Origin of the sequence: Arthrobacter sp. Soil736 (assembly GCF_001428005.1) — a bacterium.
In the GTDB taxonomy this organism is placed as follows: Bacteria; Actinomycetota; Actinomycetes; order Actinomycetales; family Micrococcaceae; genus Arthrobacter.
The window spans coordinates 141,595-157,226 of the sequence record NZ_LMSB01000002.1; the positions used below are offsets into that span (position 1 = coordinate 141,595).

18 protein-coding genes and 1 pseudogene are annotated in these 15,632 nt (G+C 63.5%); 10 read left to right on the top strand and 9 right to left on the bottom strand.

What is annotated here, in order from left to right:
- From ASG92_RS03030 to ASG92_RS03040, 4 genes are all read right to left on the bottom strand, one after another.
- Entirely contained in the window at window positions 1–603 is a 603-nt protein-coding gene (locus tag ASG92_RS03030) for a PASTA domain-containing protein (protein WP_056624281.1), read from the bottom strand.
- 147 nt (window positions 604–750) lie between these two features.
- Window positions 751–996: a hypothetical protein gene (locus ASG92_RS28905; protein WP_162256291.1), complete on the bottom strand. Its 246-nt coding sequence runs from the start codon at window positions 994–996 to the stop codon at window positions 751–753.
- Window positions 997–1,082: 86 nt separating this feature from the next.
- Complete coding sequence (locus ASG92_RS28910; RefSeq protein ID WP_162256292.1) at window positions 1,083–1,505, bottom strand: hypothetical protein; 423 nt, start codon at window positions 1,503–1,505, stop codon at window positions 1,083–1,085.
- Window positions 1,506–1,609: 104 nt separating this feature from the next.
- A complete protein-coding gene (locus ASG92_RS03040) occupies window positions 1,610–2,032 on the bottom strand; it encodes an SgcJ/EcaC family oxidoreductase (protein WP_056624286.1) in 423 nt (140 codons plus the stop codon).
- 53 nt (window positions 2,033–2,085) lie between these two features.
- Between ASG92_RS03040 and ASG92_RS03045 the strand changes: the two genes are divergently transcribed.
- Together ASG92_RS03045 and ASG92_RS03050 are read left to right on the top strand one after the other, a co-directional pair.
- Window positions 2,086–2,766 (top strand): TetR/AcrR family transcriptional regulator, encoded by a 681-nt coding sequence (locus ASG92_RS03045; RefSeq protein WP_056624289.1) that lies wholly within the window; start codon window positions 2,086–2,088, stop codon window positions 2,764–2,766.
- Window positions 2,767–3,312: 546 nt separating this feature from the next.
- The gene (locus ASG92_RS03050) at window positions 3,313–3,774 is read left to right on the top strand and encodes a hypothetical protein (RefSeq protein WP_056624292.1); all 462 of its coding nucleotides are present in this window, start codon (window positions 3,313–3,315) and stop codon (window positions 3,772–3,774) included.
- Between the two features lie 133 nt (window positions 3,775–3,907).
- Here ASG92_RS03050 and ASG92_RS03055 read toward each other — a convergent pair whose 3' ends face one another.
- On the bottom strand, window positions 3,908–4,474 hold the full coding sequence (locus ASG92_RS03055; RefSeq protein ID WP_056624297.1) for a hypothetical protein: 567 nt from the start codon (window positions 4,472–4,474) through the stop codon (window positions 3,908–3,910).
- A gap of 70 nt (window positions 4,475–4,544) precedes the next feature.
- Window positions 4,545–4,850, bottom strand: coding sequence for a hypothetical protein (locus ASG92_RS03060; RefSeq protein WP_056624300.1), 306 nt, complete (start codon window positions 4,848–4,850; stop codon window positions 4,545–4,547).
- A gap of 419 nt (window positions 4,851–5,269) precedes the next feature.
- Here ASG92_RS03060 and ASG92_RS03065 point away from each other — a divergent pair.
- From ASG92_RS03065 to ASG92_RS03080, 4 genes and pseudogenes are all read left to right on the top strand, one after another.
- Window positions 5,270–5,796 (top strand): annotated as a pseudogene (locus ASG92_RS03065) (transposase); the annotation flags it as partial.
- A 430-nt stretch (window positions 5,797–6,226) separates the two neighbouring features.
- Window positions 6,227–7,165 carry an ABC transporter ATP-binding protein gene (locus ASG92_RS03070; RefSeq protein WP_056624307.1) on the top strand — a complete coding sequence of 313 codons (939 nt, stop codon included), beginning with the start codon at window positions 6,227–6,229 and terminating at the stop codon, window positions 7,163–7,165.
- Window positions 7,162–8,271 (top strand): ABC transporter permease, encoded by a 1,110-nt coding sequence (locus ASG92_RS03075; protein ID WP_056624310.1) that lies wholly within the window; start codon window positions 7,162–7,164, stop codon window positions 8,269–8,271. The genes ASG92_RS03070 and ASG92_RS03075 overlap by 4 nt, the downstream gene beginning before the upstream one ends.
- Window positions 8,268–9,371, top strand: coding sequence for an ABC transporter permease (locus ASG92_RS03080; protein ID WP_082579262.1), 1,104 nt, complete (start codon window positions 8,268–8,270; stop codon window positions 9,369–9,371). The genes ASG92_RS03075 and ASG92_RS03080 overlap by 4 nt, the downstream gene beginning before the upstream one ends.
- Before the next feature lie 28 nt (window positions 9,372–9,399).
- Here the strand turns inward: ASG92_RS03080 and ASG92_RS03085 are convergent, their stop codons facing one another.
- Entirely contained in the window at window positions 9,400–10,080 is a 681-nt protein-coding gene (locus ASG92_RS03085; protein WP_056624315.1) for a hypothetical protein, read from the bottom strand.
- Window positions 10,081–10,181: 101 nt separating this feature from the next.
- Window positions 10,182–10,640 carry a MarR family transcriptional regulator gene (locus ASG92_RS30215; protein WP_082579264.1) on the bottom strand — a complete coding sequence of 153 codons (459 nt, stop codon included), beginning with the start codon at window positions 10,638–10,640 and terminating at the stop codon, window positions 10,182–10,184.
- Window positions 10,641–10,752: 112 nt separating this feature from the next.
- Here ASG92_RS30215 and ASG92_RS30220 point away from each other — a divergent pair, with 112 nt between their 5' ends.
- Genes ASG92_RS30220 through ASG92_RS03105 form a run of 4 tightly spaced genes read left to right on the top strand, consistent with a single transcriptional unit; the run spans window position 10,753 to window position 13,514 of the window.
- The gene (locus ASG92_RS30220; protein WP_277307775.1) at window positions 10,753–11,160 is read left to right on the top strand and encodes a hypothetical protein; all 408 of its coding nucleotides are present in this window, start codon (window positions 10,753–10,755) and stop codon (window positions 11,158–11,160) included.
- Window positions 11,157–11,828, top strand: coding sequence for a hypothetical protein (locus ASG92_RS03095; RefSeq protein WP_277307777.1), 672 nt, complete (start codon window positions 11,157–11,159; stop codon window positions 11,826–11,828). Before ASG92_RS30220 ends, ASG92_RS03095 begins: the two co-directional genes overlap by 4 nt.
- 43 nt (window positions 11,829–11,871) lie before the next feature.
- Window positions 11,872–12,768, top strand: coding sequence for an SDR family oxidoreductase (locus tag ASG92_RS03100; protein WP_056624319.1), 897 nt, complete (start codon window positions 11,872–11,874; stop codon window positions 12,766–12,768).
- A 50-nt stretch (window positions 12,769–12,818) separates the two neighbouring features.
- Window positions 12,819–13,514, top strand: a complete 696-nt coding sequence (locus tag ASG92_RS03105; protein ID WP_056624322.1) for a maleylpyruvate isomerase family mycothiol-dependent enzyme — start codon at window positions 12,819–12,821, stop codon at window positions 13,512–13,514.
- A 516-nt stretch (window positions 13,515–14,030) separates the two neighbouring features.
- Here ASG92_RS03105 and ASG92_RS03110 read toward each other — a convergent pair.
- Window positions 14,031–15,587 carry an IS1182 family transposase gene (locus ASG92_RS03110; RefSeq protein WP_056624325.1) on the bottom strand — a complete coding sequence of 519 codons (1,557 nt, stop codon included), beginning with the start codon at window positions 15,585–15,587 and terminating at the stop codon, window positions 14,031–14,033.
- Window positions 15,588–15,632: the final 45 nt, after the last annotated feature.

A 15,632-nucleotide genomic window follows, 5' to 3' on the forward strand; every position in this document is an offset into this window, starting at 1 on the left:
CTACGCAGAGGAAGGCAGACTGATGTCCCCACCGCCGGCGCCTATCTGCTTGACCACGGCGGCCTCGTCGGGCTCGAGTTCGAATTCGTCGTGGTGCCATGTGCCGTCCACGTACAAGTCGCAGGACTGGAGTTTCTTGAACGCCGGGGCCGCCCAGATCGCCTTCACGGAGTGGAAGACCTGATTGTCCTCTGCGGTGATTGCGTTGCCTGTGGGTGAGCACCGGAACTCGTATCTCAGCGACCTGAGCACCGCGGCCCTGGCGGCATCAGCTTCGGCGCGGGTGGATTTCAGATGGAGGACTGCCGAGCCGCGCTCTATCTCTCCGCCGGCTTCCGGTTCGGTGCGGAGCACGAGAGTTGAGTCCGGTGGAAGATCACCGAAGGCGGCTCCGTCTGTTCCGACCGTCTTCCAGGCGATTCCTGCCGCTCCAAGTGCGTCCCTTGCCTGGGTGAATGTCTTTCCGGTGACGTCCGGAACGATTTTCGGCTCAGTAGTGCTCGTCGCGGTCGGGGATGCCTGCTCCTGAGGCGGCGGGCCGCTGCAGCCGGCAAGAAGCAATCCTGCACATGCCGCGACAGCGGCCATCACCTTGAATTTCATTCTGTATTCCCCCAACGAGCGACTCACGTTTTGTGCCTATCCTAGGGTCTCGCAGCGGAAGGCCGCCTTCTACACCGGATTGTGGCGACCTGAACAGCGCTCCGGCCCCGGACGAACTGCGCCGGCCAAGGCGCCCGGCCGGCCCGGTCAGGGCCGTTTGCCGGCGGCTATGCTCTTGGCTGCCTCGCCCTTGTAGCCGCCGCAACGGACCGACCAGAGCGATGCCTGGCTTGCTGCGCCAATGTTGGACGGCTGGGCGTGGGGGCTGAGGTAGACGGAAATGCAGTCTGCGTTCTGTTCCAGTCCTGACGTGCCGTGCGCGCCATAGATCACACCTATCCGTGACACGGCAGTGCCCTTGCCGTAGGGGCCATATACCTTGGCTTGGAGCATGTGGCCGCACTCGTGCAAAGCGATGCTCTTCGTTGTCGATTCGGGGATGTCTATTCGGACGGCAAGGTCATCGCGGCCCCACCACATCATCCCGTAGACGTCACCGGAGCGACCGAAGGGTGGTTGAGGACGATCCGGGCCCGCGGACACCAGTTCCTCACGTAGCCGTACACGCGCCGCGAGTATTCCTGCATGTAGACGCTCTTCGGAGAGGCTGCTGACGCCGGAGCGCTCCCACCGCCGACCACGTAGCCATTCCAGCCGCTTCCAAGAAGTCTTGATGCACCGAACCTGCCACCGGCAACGGGATAGTAGTGCAGCCGGCCTTGTGTATCTTTGGCCGTCAGTCCGAGCGTCCCAGGTCCCGCGAACCCGGACCTGATCGTGATCCCGCTCATTGTACCCCAACCAGATCCAACCGTTCTCCTGCTCTCCCTGACGAAGTTGCCCATCCCGTTGGTGCGGTACAGAAGCAACGCCCCGGAATGGTTGCGGGCAAGAATGTCCATTCCTCCGTCCCTGTCGAAGTCCAGCGCCTGGAGCTGGCTCAGGCGCTCCCACCCGCTGCCAATGGTGATGGGCGGAGTGACGAGGGCGGATACGGGGTACTGCGTCAGGGACGCGGTGCTCCTGGAGGCGTGGACTCCTGGACGTTGGTGGCGGCCATCAGTTCCCAGTCCTGTGCGGTTCGGCGGGCAATGAAAGTGAGAACCCCGCTCCCGGGCGGAAGCGTGGTGGCGGTAGCTTCAGGAAGGCGTTCGCGGTTCCATTCGGCGTGCATCATCACGATCTGATCGCTCAACGGCATCACGTCGATCCGGGTCACCATCATCCTGGTGCCGGTCAGAAGCTTCTCGAACACCACCTTGTGCCCGGCGGCGATCCCTTCGCGCCCACGCATCCGCTGCCCGAGGATACTGACAAACTCGGCCTCCGGAGCGAACAGTGCAGCAAACGCGTTCGCGTCTTTGGTGTTGAAGGCTTCGCTAAGCCGTTCCACAAGGGCGGTTGGCTCTGTTCCTGATTCGACGGTCATATTGAATTCCTTTACTAGTAATCTAACCAATAGTCGGACGGTAGACTAGAGGCATGGAAAATGTCAAGGACTCCGCCGGCCGGTACGAATCACCGCTGAGGATCCGGCAGGCCAAGTCAACCCGCGCCGCCGTGCTCAACGCTGCCCGGGACCTGTTCATCGCGAAAGGGTACGGCGCCACGACGGTCGAACAGATTGCCAGCCGTGCCGGGGTAAGCAAACCGACGGTATTCTCTGCCGCAGGCAACAAACAGACACTGCTGGCTGTACTGCGCGATGTGGCAATGGCAGGCGACGATGAAGAGATCGCCGTCGGTGCCCGGCCAGCCGCCCAACAAGTCCTTGCCGAACCGAACCAGTACCGTGCCACAGAACTTCTCGCCGGTCTGATTACAGCCATCGCGGGCCGCTACGCCGAAATCGACCAGGTTCTGCGCGGCGCTGTCGGCAGCGGAGATGAGGCCCTGCGCGAACTATGGGAAACCGCCGAGCAACAACGGCACACCGGGGCACGCATGTGGGCGGATTCCCTGGCCGGCAAAGGTCCGCTCCGTCAAGGCATCGATACCCATACCGCTGCAGACATCCTTTGGCTCTACATGTCCGCCGACGTCTACCACCGTCTAGTCCGCGACCGCGGCTGGAGCCCGCAACAATTCCAGTCATGGCTCACCGAAACCCTCACGCTCTCACTCCTGCCTCCCGCACCCCCAGGGGTCAACCCCTCCCATTAGTCGAAGCACTTGCTTGACGTATGGCACCTGACCGCGCCACTTAACGCCGCAAAATTCACGCCAAATACCGCAGAGAATTACATCAAGAGCGCAGATCGTTGCCTGGCCTGTCCGGTGGAGGACCGGCTATCGGGCATCGTGACTTTTCTCTCGAGTCGAGAGCTGAAACCTTGCGAAGAATCGCCATGACTGCATGTCCGTGGCTCTCTGACGCCTTGGACCATCGCGCGGCAGGCCGACTCGATCTGAGTACTGATCCCCGTAGTCTCCACACGGGTCCCCGCCAAGTCGAGTAGTAGATACGCATGACATGCCTCGGGCACGATGCGAAAGTGGCGTTCACGTTCAACAACTCCACGGGGGACCCACAAGTGAAGAGACCGCCCGTTCACCTCATGTCAGGCCGACGCGCAACGAATTCAGCAGCCCCGAACCGACGCAAATACAGGGGCTCGCGACCGATGATTCAGAGAGTGACATCAAGCCCGCCGGCCCTTTAGCGCGTCTGCCCCTGTAGATTGTCGGCACCAGGTGGGATCCTGCATCATGGCAACCAAACGTCGTCGCTCAAGTAGCGCGGGGGCCGGCGCCGTCGGGTGTGGCCCCTTCGGCTTCTTCCTCGCACTCGTCGTGATCGGGCTCCTCATCCAGTACTGGTGGGTTCTCCTGATCGCTCTCGGTGTGGTTGCACTGACCGTGGTGCTCGTCCGCTTCGCTATGGCCCCGCCCCGTCCGGTCAGAGTGCGCCCGCCCAAGTCGCCCAGTTCGCCCAAGCCCCGGCCGGTCATGACCCCGCCCAGCCCGGCCCTCGTCAGTGACGATCTCGCGGACCAGATGCGCGCCACCAAACAGGTCCGCCACATACGCGAGATGCAGGAGTGGGATTACGAGTGGATCCGGCTGACCTACCCGGAGAAGAGCAGCCGGGAACTCAGTGAAATCGCCAACTCCCACTTCGCGCGGGGGCGGTCGATCGGCGTCAACTACGGGGACCCCTCCGTCCCCTGACTCAGAGGCCCCAAGCCTCACTAGCCTACGGCGCCGCTATCTAATGCCACGTCTGGGGCAGGAAGCGCTATCGTGTTGCCGCATTCCATGGACAACGCGCAGTCGACACTATCCGCGTATGACTGCCGCCGAATTACAGCTCGTCGGCTTCGAGCCCGTCTGCCAGCTCGGACCAGAACGGAATGTGCTGAGCGCTTGAAGGATGAGCGGGAGGTGCGTGGAACTCGCGGGCGACATAGTCCAGCAGGTTGTCGCTGTAATAGATGACATCGTACTGGTACACCGAAAAGAGCGGACTCGGCACGTCTCCCGGGCCGACGGCGACGTATCGGTGTGAGTAAACAGGGACGAGCCTCGGAAAGGCTTCAAGCCGAGTCCGGGCGTGAGCCAACGCGAGCTCCTGATCAGCCGGCCTGTCGCCCCACGACACCGGCCAGAAATCGTTGTGTTCAACGTCGAACAAGGCACTTTCAACCGGCCAGAAGAGGCGTCGTTCGATCTCTTCACGGTCCCCGTGCCGCCAGTCCACCCATCCGCGCCCGAGGGGAAGCACCACGGTGAGGAATTGGCGGTGCGTGAGGCTGAACGAGAAACCAAAGCGCTCCTCGACCTGGTCCAGTTCCTCATTGCTCAGGCCGCGCTCCAGCGCCACCCCGGCGGTACGGAGCCGATTCACGACCTGACCGACGAGTTCTGACATGGAACAATCATGCCGAACACGCATTCACCCTGCAGGCTGGCCTCGGCGTGGGATCAGTTCGGATCGTCGGCTAGTACTTGTCCGGAGAGTCGATCGACTCCCCCACCGTGATTTCGGGTGCCACGTTCGGATCGCCGCCGACCGAGCCGATGAACGCCTGGATCTCGGGATCACCGAAGAACTTCTGGAATGCCTCCAGGGACTCCCATTCGTCGATCACGAGGACAAACCCCTCCCCGATCGCGAACTGATGGTGGATGGCGCCAGCCGCCCGACCGCGCTCGCCCCAATTGCGGTATTCATCCGCGCGCTCCTCGAGCGACTTGGTGAACACGCTCGTTTCACCGGAAACCTTGGTTGTGATGATGACGGACATGGTGATGATCTCCTTTGGCCTGAATGGAGCCCATGCTAGCCAACCCCATAAAGGCCAGCAATAGAAGCAATGACGATTTGTGTGGCATAGGCGCCCGTTCAGAACCCCTCACCGGGCGCTGTTCACAAGACCTTCCGCGGCTACGGGGCCTGAAATTGTGGCAGGCTCTTCGATATGGCGTTTGAACACGGGATGGTGCCTGGTGGCAATGTCGCGGAGTGGGGTACGGAGTGTCGCACGAGGGCTCTCGCGGCGTTGGAGGCAGGTGACTGGAAGTCAGCTCATGACTGGACAAAGAGCTGGGTTGGGTGGGGCGGGGGTGCTTGGGTCCCTGACACGTGGCTTCTGTACGCCGCGGCCACCGTCGTTCAGGGAAAGCCGAGAATTGCTGTTCACAGCCTGGACCTTTCGGTGAAGATCGTGACGGCGCCTGGGTGGCCGACATCACCGGCATGCTCGAACTCTCCGCATGGCCCAGAGGTTTACGGGTCATCGTCCGCAAGGAAATCCCGACCCCGGCGCCCAACTGCGGATCACGGACGTCGACGGGATGCGCTACACCGCGTTCGCGACCAACCAGGCCCGGGGCCAACTCGCTGACCTCGAAGTCCGGCACCGGTTGCGGGCCCGCTGCGAGGACCGGATCCGGGGTGCCAAGGAAACCGGCCTTCAAAACCTGCCCCTGTACTCCTCCGCGGCGAACACGCTCTGGTGCCATCTGGTCATGCTCGCGGCCGAGCTGATGGCGTGGGCGCAGATGCTTGCCTTCGCGGGAACGAAGGCGCGGCGGTGGGAACCCAAGAAACTCCGGGCCCGGATTTTCGAGATCGGAGGGAAAATCAGCCGGCACGCCAGACGGGTCACCGTTCATCTGGCCTCTTTGGCCCCCGAACTAACACTGCTGATAAACGGCCTCGCCAGACTGGGGGCCATCACACCGCCATAACCGGTCGGCCAACGACGAATCGACAGAGAAAGGACCGAAATTCCGGGTGGCAGTGGAACCGCCCGCGCCCAGCCGCCACCGGTCAGCGGGCACTCTGTCGCGCCCTCATGCAAAAATCGACGACGTCAGGCAGCCAGTAAGCCCTGACCCCGCCGAAATCCCGCCTCATGAAAGATCGAGGCTAACGGCCCGTTTGCTCCATTAGGTGCTCGATTGGAGAAAATGAGTGGTAAAAACAGCAAAATTGAGTGGTCCGACTCCTGACTCACAGAGAACGGCGGGGTCGCTCACTGCGCATCCAGGACCCACAACATCCACCCCTCCTTGTGCATTAGCCGCCGCGGTCGCATCATGGAGCCGTGACCCGCCACATCGCCGGGAAAGACCGTATGCCTACCGCTTCCCGGCACGGACAACCAAGAGGTGCGGCATGACGGAAACGGCCATCGAACTCACCGGCCTCACCAAACGCTTCGGTTCCTTCACCGCCGTCGACGACCTCAGCCTGCAAGTGGAGCGCGGAGAAATATTCGGCCTTCTCGGACCCAATGGATCCGGCAAGACGACCACCATCAACATGATCAGCGGCCTGAGCCACCCCACTTCCGGCGCCATCACGGTCCTCGGCACCAACGTGCTTACGGATCCACGCACGATCCGGCGCTCGCTCGGAACCGTACCCCAAGAGAACGCGCTCTACGAGGAACTCACAGCCGAGGCCAACCTGCGGTTTCATGCCGACCTCTTCGACGTCCCCAAGAAGGGCCTGGACAAGAAGATCACCGAATTGCTCGAACTGGCACAACTACAGGAGCGCCGGAAGAGCCGCGTCTCGACCTTCTCCGGCGGCATGAAACGGCGTCTGGCCCTCGTCCGGGCGATGCTCCACGAGCCGGAACTCCTCTATTTCGACGAACCTACCCTCGGTGTCGATGTGCAAAGCCGACACGATCTCTGGGACCGGATCCTCGAACTCAAACAGCGCGGCACCACCGTGCTCATCACCAGCAATTACCTCGAGGAGGCGAACGCCCTCTGCGACCGGTTGGCAATCATCGATCGAGGTCGGCTGGTGGCACTCGATTCACCGTCCAACCTCCGCCGCAGTTTTGGTGACACCGTGCTTGAGATGCGCACGCGTCCGGCGCCCGGAGACGACGTCGTTCGCAAAGTCCGCGCCCTCCCCGGAGTCGTCTCCGCGATTGCGTCCGATAGTTCATTGAAGGTCACGGTGGAAGGCGGTGCCGACGTCACCGGCAAGGTGGTGACTGAGGTGGTTGGATGGACGAGCCTTGAGGAGATCCAAAGCCGCGAGCCGAGCTTGGACGAGGTCTTCCTGAGCTTGACGGGTAGGGAGCTCAGGGAATGAGCGTTCGCCACAACCTGCGCGTCGTGAGGGCGGTCGCCGGCGCGGACATCCGGCTCACCCTCCGTGAGCCGCTCTTCGCGATCATCGGAGTCCTCGTCCCGATCAACTTCTTGCTGCTGTTCCTTCTTTTCGCCATCAGCGGCGGCCAGGCGCCGATCGCCGTCGTGATGAATGACCGTGGACCCCTCGCCGAGCAGTTCGTCCAGGCCATGGGCAACTCGTCGTCGTTCATCATCCATACCGCTTCTGCCGCCGACGCCGAACGCGAGATCCGCTCGGGCAGCATTGTCGCCGTCGTCACCGTGCCGCAAGAGTTCGACGCCGCTCTGGCCGCCAAAGCGCGGATCGATATTCCCGTGGAAGTCAACAACTTGAACGTCGACTTCACCAACGATATCCGGCGGGCCGTTCCGCTATCGATAATGTCCTTCTATGCGGACGCCTTCCCAGCGCAGGTGGTGGTGACCGCCCGCGAGTCCGATGTCCAGGCCCAGGACACCGGCTACATTCCCTACCTTGCCGTGAGCATCATGGTGGCTGGACTGATGCTTGCGTCCCTCCTGCAAAGCAGCGTCAACACAGCGCGGGACTACGAACTCGGAACTATCAAGGAACTAGCGTTGGCCCCGGTCAGCCGACTGACCATAGGGGTGGGCAAAGTGCTGGGCGCCGCCGCCCTGGCGGCCGCGTCCGCGCTGCTGCTACTCGCCGTCGTGATCTTCTTTATCGGAGTGCACCCGCTCCATCCGTTTGAAGTCCTGGGCTTCGGACTCTTGATACTGGCGGCTTTCCTCGCCCTCGGCGTCCTCGTCGGGACGCTGGTCCGACGGCGGCAGCAGGCCATTCCCCTCTCGATCGCCGCCGTCCTTCCCCTGTTCTTCTTGAGCGGGCCGTTCGGACCGGCGAACTGGCTGGGCGCCATCCCCGGCGCAATCGCGGCGGCTTCGCCCCTTACTTACGCCATCGCCGCCTTCCAGCACGCATTTCATGGCTACCAGACCGCACCCCAAGGCCTGACCGCTGACGCGATCGTGCTGGCCGTATTCACCGCGGTGGCCGTCGCGCTCGCTGCGTTCGCTTTCGGTCGACGAGGGGCGAGGCAATGATGGCAGCCCGACGAGCAGTTCTCGCGATTGCGGCGAAAGATATCCTGACGTGGTTCCGAACGCCCTCGGCGATCCTGGCCAGCCTGCTGCCGCCGGTGGCGTTCCTGCTGATCATCTTCGTCGTCGCCGGCGCGGTGGGCCGCAACCCGGTTGCGCTCGTGGTCGAAGACAACGGGCCGCAGGCGCAACGACTCGTCTCGATCCTTGAGGACTCGGACGCGTTCCGCGTCCAGCGGGCATCCCACGATGAGGCCACGCATTTGCTGGACACGCTCCAAGTTGCGGCGGTCATCACCGTCCCGGCCTCATTCGACGACGACTTCCGGGCTCATCGGCCGGACCCCGTGAGCGTCCAGATCAACAATCTGAACCTGGATTTCACCAACGACCTGCGTCGATCGGTCCCGGCTGCCATTACGGGGTTTTACGCGGGGCAGCCGGACACACCGGTCATGGTCGGCGTCGCCGAATCTGACCTGAGGCCGCACGACGTCGAGCTGGTTCAGTTTGAGCTTGTGCCTATCCTGGTGCTCCTGCTCACGATCATGGGGATCGTCAATGGCGGGCTCGCCACCGCCCGGGAGTTCGAAGAATTGACGATCAAAGCCCTGCTGCTTTCGCCGATCAGCCGCGGAACGCTGATTGCCGGGAAGATCCTCGCGTGCTGGGTGACGACAATGCTGGTGGCCGCGGTGGTCCTGGTCCTGTCGTTCGTCTTCGGCGTTCTCCGACCAGCCGGATGGTATTGGCTGCCGGCACTGGCGGCGATCGGCTTGATCGCGCTAGCCGGCGCTGGCCTCGGGACTGCGTTGGGAGGCGCGCTGCGGCGCTTTTCAGCCGTGGCCGGGGTCGGAATCAACCTTTCGATCTACCTCTTCTTCCTCAGCGGCGGAATCAGTGTCGCGGCGTTCCTACCGGAGTGGATCCAGGACATCGTGCACTTCACACCAACGTTCTACGGGGTGGACGCTTTGGAAGCCGCGATCTTCTACCAGTCAGCCGACAATTTGGTCCGGGACCTGGCGGTCCTTCTGGTGACTGCGGTAGTTGGGTTGGGCTTGGGGATCATGAGCCTCCGACGGCGGCTGGTTGAGGTTTAGGGCGAGCGGCAAACCTTCAGCTTTGTCACTAGCGGTATCCGCGGAACGCTTCCACTTCGATGGAGTCGCCGGATGTGCCCGTTTCACGCAGCAGCCTGAGTATCCCCACTACCATGCTGGTTGTGCCGCTGATGTAGTAGACGGGATCCTCGAGGTCACTGGCTGCTTCCTGAAGGAGCGCCCGACTGATCCGTCCCGTGGAACCCCGCCATCCGGCGTCGTAATCTCTGGTCAGCGTGTGCAACACGCGAAAGCTCGGGTTCTGGTGCTCGAGGGCGTCCAACTCGTCACGGTAGGCGATTTCAGTCTCGTCCCGGCTGCTGTAGACGAGCCTGATGGGGATGTGGAGCACGACGTCGGCGGCATATTCAGCCATGCCTTTAAGGGGCGTGACCCCGATCCCGCCGGCGATGAGGACCGCCGGTCGTTCCTCGTCCAAGACGAAAGTGCCGATAGGCCCGAACACAGCCACGTCGTTGCCGGGCTCGAGACCCGCAAAGGCGCGCTTGAACCAGGAGTCCGAGAGGCGCACCGCGTACTCGAGATGCGGGCGAGTTGGGCCTGACGCCAGCGACATCGGCCGCGCGTCGACGCCCGCCTCGGTCAGCAACTGGAGGAAGGTGAACTGGGTGGGAAGGAAGCTGAAGGGCTCGGGTTTCTCGACCGTGATTGCGTGCGTTGTGGGCGTGAGCGGCCGCGAGGAAACCACCCTAGCCCGGAAGGCAGTTGGCCGAGGCAACCTTGGTTCAGCGATTCGACGGAGACCCATGACATGGCCCGCTTCTCATCGCCCGCTTCGCATTGCCACGGTCAGCACGCCCCAGGTGAGACGCCGTCGTCGTCGGTGTCGCCGTCCAGCAGGCGCTCGAGAAGGGGCGCCAAAGCGTGCCGCTGTGCGTCCGTCAGCTTCCGCATCACCAGGCTCTGTTCGGCCACGGCGCCCGAAATCTGATCGCGGAGATTCTGGCCTGCCTCGGTGAGGGCGAGCAGCTTGACCCGGCGATCTTCGCCTTGGGTGCGCGCGACGAGACCGCGCTCCTCGAGCTGGTCCGCCAAGGAAGTGATGTAGGAGCGGTCGCAAGCGAGATGATCTGCGAGCTCGCGCATCGGGGCGGGGTTGTGGAGAAGGAGCATGGCCCGCGCCAAGTGAATAGGGAGACCGAAAGGCGCAACCGCATCAGCAAAGGACATTTTCGAGCGCTCAGCGATCCGCACGAGCATGCCCGATAGCCGTCGCGACTCAGCGAGCTTCTCTTCTGGATTCGGCATATCCCCATATTACTACAATCACTCAATAGTTGACTCAGTCACGCAATGGATTAGAGTCGGAAATATTAGTTGAGTTACTCAACAATTGAACGAGCCACAGAGGAGAGCCCCCGTGACAACCGCATTCGACCCCTTCCACCTTGGCAACCTTCGCCTTAAAAACCGGATCGTCATGGCGCCGATGACGCGCAGCCGAGCCCACGGCACAGGGGCGACCCCCACCGAACTGATGGCCACCTACTATGCGCAACGCGCCAGCGCCGGCCTGATGATCACCGAGGGCATCCAGCCTTCAATCGTCGGACAGGGCTACCCGGATACTCCCGGACTGCACTCGGCCGAGCAGGTAGTCGCGTGGCGCAAGGTCACGGACGCTGTCCATGCCCGGGGAGGCAGGATCTTCGCTCAGCTGATGCATGCCGGCCGCACCGGCGATCCGGATCTCCTGCCGGAAGGCCAGATTCCCGTCGGACCCTCGGCGATGCCGCAAAAGGTGAGATTTACACGCATTCAGGGATGAAACCTTTCCCGGTCCCGCACGCCCTGAGCGAGGAAGAAATCGTCGCGACGATCGCGGATTTCGCCCGCGCTTCCCGCAACGCCATCGCGGCAGGTTTCGACGGCGTCGAACTGCACGGCGCGAACGGCTACCTCATCCAGCAGTTCCTGTCCTCGAGCGCAAACCAGCGCTCCGATGCTTGGGGCGGCTCAGTCGAAGGCCGGGTCCGCTTCGCCCTGGAAGTGGCGCGCGCGGTGGTTGCGGAAATCGGCGCCGAGAAGGTCGGCATCCGACTCTCGCCCGGCAACCCGTTGCACGATATATTCGAGGAGGATCTCGACCTGAGCTATAAGACCCTTGTCGCCGGACTGGCCGAGCTTGGTTTGGTTTACGTCCACGTTTTGGAAACGGATGGCCACCGTGAGTTGACCGCAGCGCTTCGAGGCCAGTGGCCGCATGCGTTCATCCTCAACCCGGCCACCCGCCGCAACCCAACTGGTCCTGCCGAACTCGCACTCGTGGAGGACGGAACCACTGATTTGATCTCCTACGGAGCGCTCTTCCTGGCCAACCCCGATCTGCCTGCCCGCCTGGCCCAGAACGGGCCTTTCAACACCCCCGAACGGTCCGGCTTCTTTGGCGGCGACCACCGGGGCTACACCGACTACCCGAGCCTTGCCGCCGGGTAACACCAACTAAAACCGCAGCGAACCCTGCACGAAGGAGCACCCCATGACTGATACCAAACCGGTCCTCGTCGTCGGCGCCACCGGCCATGTAGGCGGCAAAGTGGTCGACGAACTGCTCACGAGGGGGAAGAGCGTGCGGGCACTGGTCCGGCCAACCTCGGATGCCAGCAAGCTCGAGGCCAAAGGTGTTGAAATCGCCCGGGGCGACATGCTCGACCTTGGCTCCCTCACCGCCGCCATGACAGGGGCCGACGCCGTTATCACCTCCGCGGCGGGGTACACCCGCCGCGACAAGCGGGCTTTGGAAATCGACACCGAGGGCAACACCAACCTCGCCATCGCGGCGAGCCGGGCGGGTGTCCGACGGTTCATTCTGGTCAGCATCCTCACCTCGGACCAGACACCGAACGTCCCGCACTTTTGGCACAAGAAGCTCACCGAGGACAAACTGGAGGCTCTGAACGTCCCGTTTGTCGCCCTTCGCCCTGGTGCGTTCCTCGACCAGGTCACCCGGATGGGCGGCGACCCGTTCGAGAAGAAGCGCCTCACGTGGTTCGGCACCAAGACCGTCCCGCTAACATTCGTCCTCACCTCCGACCTCGCCAGCTACCTCGCGGCCGCGGTCGACGCTGAGGTCGCCGACGGCGAACGGATCGACATCGGCTGGGACCGCCCGGTCAGCATGCAGGACGTGGCGGACATCGCCTCGACAATTGCGGGTGAACGTGTCGGCGTCCGGTCACTGCCGGCTTGGTTTGTTAACGGGCTCGGCGCCGTGATGGGACCATTTGTTCCGATGGTCAAGGACATGAGCTCCATGCTCGCCTGGTTCGAGACCGGCAAATACGTCGCGGACACCACGCGCCAAGCTGAGGTATTCGGACCGGTCCCGACGGCGGAGGAGGCCATCGCACGTTTTGCCCGGAGTTTGGGGCACTAGGGGGAGGTCGGTGCGGGTTTGATCATTGGGTGACCAGTTATGCTCAACCCATGTTGCCCGACCGCTATCTTTCCGAACTGGCCAGCAGCCTCGATTCCCTCAGCACGCTTGCACGTCAGTCTGCCGAAACGCTCAGACGACCGGTTCCGGACTGTCCCGGCTGGACCCTTGACGAGCTTTTCGGGCACCTCGGCGTGATCGAGCGCTGGGCTGCCGAAGTAGTCCGGCGCGGAAGGTTCGTGGACGAGGGGAAGGCGCCGGGTGAGCGAGCCGCGCCTTGGTTCCTTGACGGTGTAGGTGCGTTCTTCGAAACCATGGCGGCCCTTGACCCTGAGGCGCAGTGCTGGACCTTTGGACCCGCGCCGCACATCGCTGGGTTCTGGCTCCGCCGCCAGGCCCACGAACACGCCATCCATCTCGTGGACGCTTGCGCGGCTTCGGGTCTGGCGATCCCGGCTTTCGCGGAGGACTTCATGCTTGACGGCGTCGATGAAGCCTTGGCGATGTTCGCGCCGCGCCAAATTGGGCTGAAGAGAATGGTCCCTCTCGAACAAGCGGTGACCTTCCGCGTGCCAGATGGCTCCGCATGGACGCTCGGCGAAGGGCCAGCGGCAGCGACGATTTCCGGTCCGCTGCGCGAAATGTACCTCGGCCTTTGGGGACGCTCGGGTCTTGTGGACACCGCGTCTATCGAAGGCGACGCCGATCTTGCACTGCGTGTGATCCAAGGTCCGTTGACTCCTTGAATCGGATCCGATGTCAACAGGCACCCTATCCACCTTTTGTGACGAGACCCAATGCAACGTCTCACAAAGTCGAATAGGCCTACGACGGCAAGCGAAACGGAAAACGCCAGGGCGACCGTCAGTATCTCCCGAATGACGTTCCTGCCAGTCCACCAACTGTTGTTGACGATCATCGCAACGATCGTCAAGAGCGCAGTGAACCGTCCCATCCGAATCGCGATTTCCACACCTTTTTGTCTGGGCCTTTCGAGCTGGCCAACAGTTACCTCTTCGGGCCCAGTTGAACGATCACCCACAAAACTGCACCGGCGAGCTCATTTTGGACGCGTTGTGCTAGGAGCCTGCTGAACTAAGTGCTGTTGGAGGGGTCGGTGCGGGCGTGTGTGCGCTTTGGCTGGCCCCTCCGGCATGTGCGGTGTTCGCGGCGGACCTCGGTCAGTTGCCGGTCCGGGTCGGGCCCGCAGCCCCGGAGGAACCTTCCCCGGGTCCCTCCGGGGCCTTCACTACCGCTGGCCCTCATGCGGTCGCCCACCCGCCGCTCCGGTGGGTGAGACCGAGGTTAAGGAGTCGTTTGAGGTTCACCGCGGCGATGCGCAGCTGCCACCAGGCATGGTTCTTCGTGGCCCCGCGGTAGTGAAGGCGTCGGTTTCCTTTCACGAGCCAGGCGATGGAGCGTTCGACCATGGGCCGGTGCCGTTTGTAGTCGGCTTGGAAGCCGTCGTCCCGGGCTGCGGCGCGGTGTTCGCGCAGGAGTTCGTGCTCGGGATGCAGCTCGATCTTCCGGCCTCTGGCGGCGGTGGTGCAGCGGGAGCGCAGCGGGCAGCCGGTGCAGCCGGCTCCGAACGTGGCCCGCCCCTTCGCGGTGATCGTGCGTACCAGCCCGTTAGGGCAGGTCAGCGTCCGGGCCTGCTGATCGTAGGCGAAGTCATCGATCGTGAATCCRCCCTCGATCGCCCGGGCCAGGGGCTTGGGCTTGATCAACGCCGTGTGTCCGGCCGCGGCCAGGGTCCTGAGCAGTTCCCCGGTCCCGTACGCCGAGTCCGCCAGCACCTGGACCTCTCCGGTGATCGTCGGATCCCGCTCCAGCAGCATGGCGCCGGCTTCCGCATCGGCAGCGCCCTCGCCCGCGGCCCTGGTGATCGCCGCGGCGGTGACCAGCCCGGTGTCCGGTTCAATCACGATGTGGGCCTTGTATCCGTCCCGGCGGTCCTCCCGGGTCTTATGAGCATGCCGGGCATCGGGGTCCACCATCGATATCAGCCGGTCCGGCGCGACTTTCCGGGCGATCCGCCACCGCCCGTCCGTCCCGTCCGAGCCCTCGGCCGGTTCCACGTCCTGCCCGGCCACCAGCGCCAGCAGCGCGTACGCGTCCGCTGCCTTACCGTCCAGACCCTCCGGATCCACCGCGGCCAGCAGGGCCAGCGCATCCGCCACGAGGGCCGACACCAGCGAATCCTTCGCGTCCTCGTCATCCCACGCGATGTCGGGTTTGCCGGTGCGCGTGTAGTCATACCCGGTCGCGTGGGCGGCGAGGAGGTCCTTGCCACCGGGCACCTCACGGCCGAAGCGGCGGATCGCGGCAATCAACTGCGTGACCGTGTCCTGCCTGGCCACCGCATCATCGAGCACCGTCGAATCCACCGCGCGCCGGCGACGGCCCTTGAGGATCCCGGTTTCGGCGACGACTTCAGTGATCGCGTCCATGATCCGGTGTGGATCCGAACTCGCCGCGAGCCGTCTACGCCAATAGGTCAAGGTGCTCGGGTGGAATGCGGTTTCGTTCAGCCCGTACCCGCAGGCAGCTTTCCACCGCAGGTCATACGTCAACGCCTCCGCGGTCTCCCGGTCCGAGAGCCCCTGCAACGCCTGAAGCACCAGGACCKAGCCGATCACAGGCGCCGGCACCGACGGGCGCCCCCGCCCCGACGGGAAAAGATCCTCCATCATCGAATCCGGGAACAACCGCCCCCGGTGTCCGGCCAGAAACGCGAAAACGCTGCCCGGAACCAACAACTCCCCGGCCAGCGCCTCCACGTCCAAATACCCGCGTTGAGCATCCTCACGACCCTGCATGAAACCAGTCTTAATCACCCGTCCCGAAAGTCCAGCAGGCGCGCC

Excerpts from the sequence above, each read along its gene's own strand:
- ASG92_RS03030 (WP_056624281.1), bottom strand. The coding sequence starts at position 603 with ATGAAATTCAAGGTGATGGCCGCTGTCGCGGCATGTGCAGGATTGCTT.
- ASG92_RS28905 (WP_162256291.1), bottom strand. The coding sequence starts at position 996 with ATGCTCCAAGCCAAGGTATATGGCCCCTACGGCAAGGGCACTGCCGTG.
- ASG92_RS28910 (WP_162256292.1), bottom strand. The coding sequence starts at position 1,505 with ATGGACATTCTTGCCCGCAACCATTCCGGGGCGTTGCTTCTGTACCGC.
- ASG92_RS03040 (WP_056624286.1), bottom strand. The coding sequence starts at position 2,032 with ATGACCGTCGAATCAGGAACAGAGCCAACCGCCCTTGTGGAACGGCTT.
- ASG92_RS03045 (WP_056624289.1), top strand. The coding sequence starts at position 2,086 with ATGGAAAATGTCAAGGACTCCGCCGGCCGGTACGAATCACCGCTGAGG.
- ASG92_RS03050 (WP_056624292.1), top strand. The coding sequence starts at position 3,313 with ATGGCAACCAAACGTCGTCGCTCAAGTAGCGCGGGGGCCGGCGCCGTC.
- ASG92_RS03055 (WP_056624297.1), bottom strand. The coding sequence starts at position 4,474 with ATGTCAGAACTCGTCGGTCAGGTCGTGAATCGGCTCCGTACCGCCGGG.
- ASG92_RS03060 (WP_056624300.1), bottom strand. The coding sequence starts at position 4,850 with ATGTCCGTCATCATCACAACCAAGGTTTCCGGTGAAACGAGCGTGTTC.
- ASG92_RS03070 (WP_056624307.1), top strand. The coding sequence starts at position 6,227 with ATGACGGAAACGGCCATCGAACTCACCGGCCTCACCAAACGCTTCGGT.
- ASG92_RS03075 (WP_056624310.1), top strand. The coding sequence starts at position 7,162 with ATGAGCGTTCGCCACAACCTGCGCGTCGTGAGGGCGGTCGCCGGCGCG.
- ASG92_RS03080 (WP_082579262.1), top strand. The coding sequence starts at position 8,268 with ATGATGGCAGCCCGACGAGCAGTTCTCGCGATTGCGGCGAAAGATATC.
- ASG92_RS30215 (WP_082579264.1), bottom strand. The coding sequence starts at position 10,640 with ATGCCGAATCCAGAAGAGAAGCTCGCTGAGTCGCGACGGCTATCGGGC.
- ASG92_RS03095 (WP_277307777.1), top strand. The coding sequence starts at position 11,157 with ATGAAACCTTTCCCGGTCCCGCACGCCCTGAGCGAGGAAGAAATCGTC.
- ASG92_RS03100 (WP_056624319.1), top strand. The coding sequence starts at position 11,872 with ATGACTGATACCAAACCGGTCCTCGTCGTCGGCGCCACCGGCCATGTA.
- ASG92_RS03105 (WP_056624322.1), top strand. The coding sequence starts at position 12,819 with ATGTTGCCCGACCGCTATCTTTCCGAACTGGCCAGCAGCCTCGATTCC.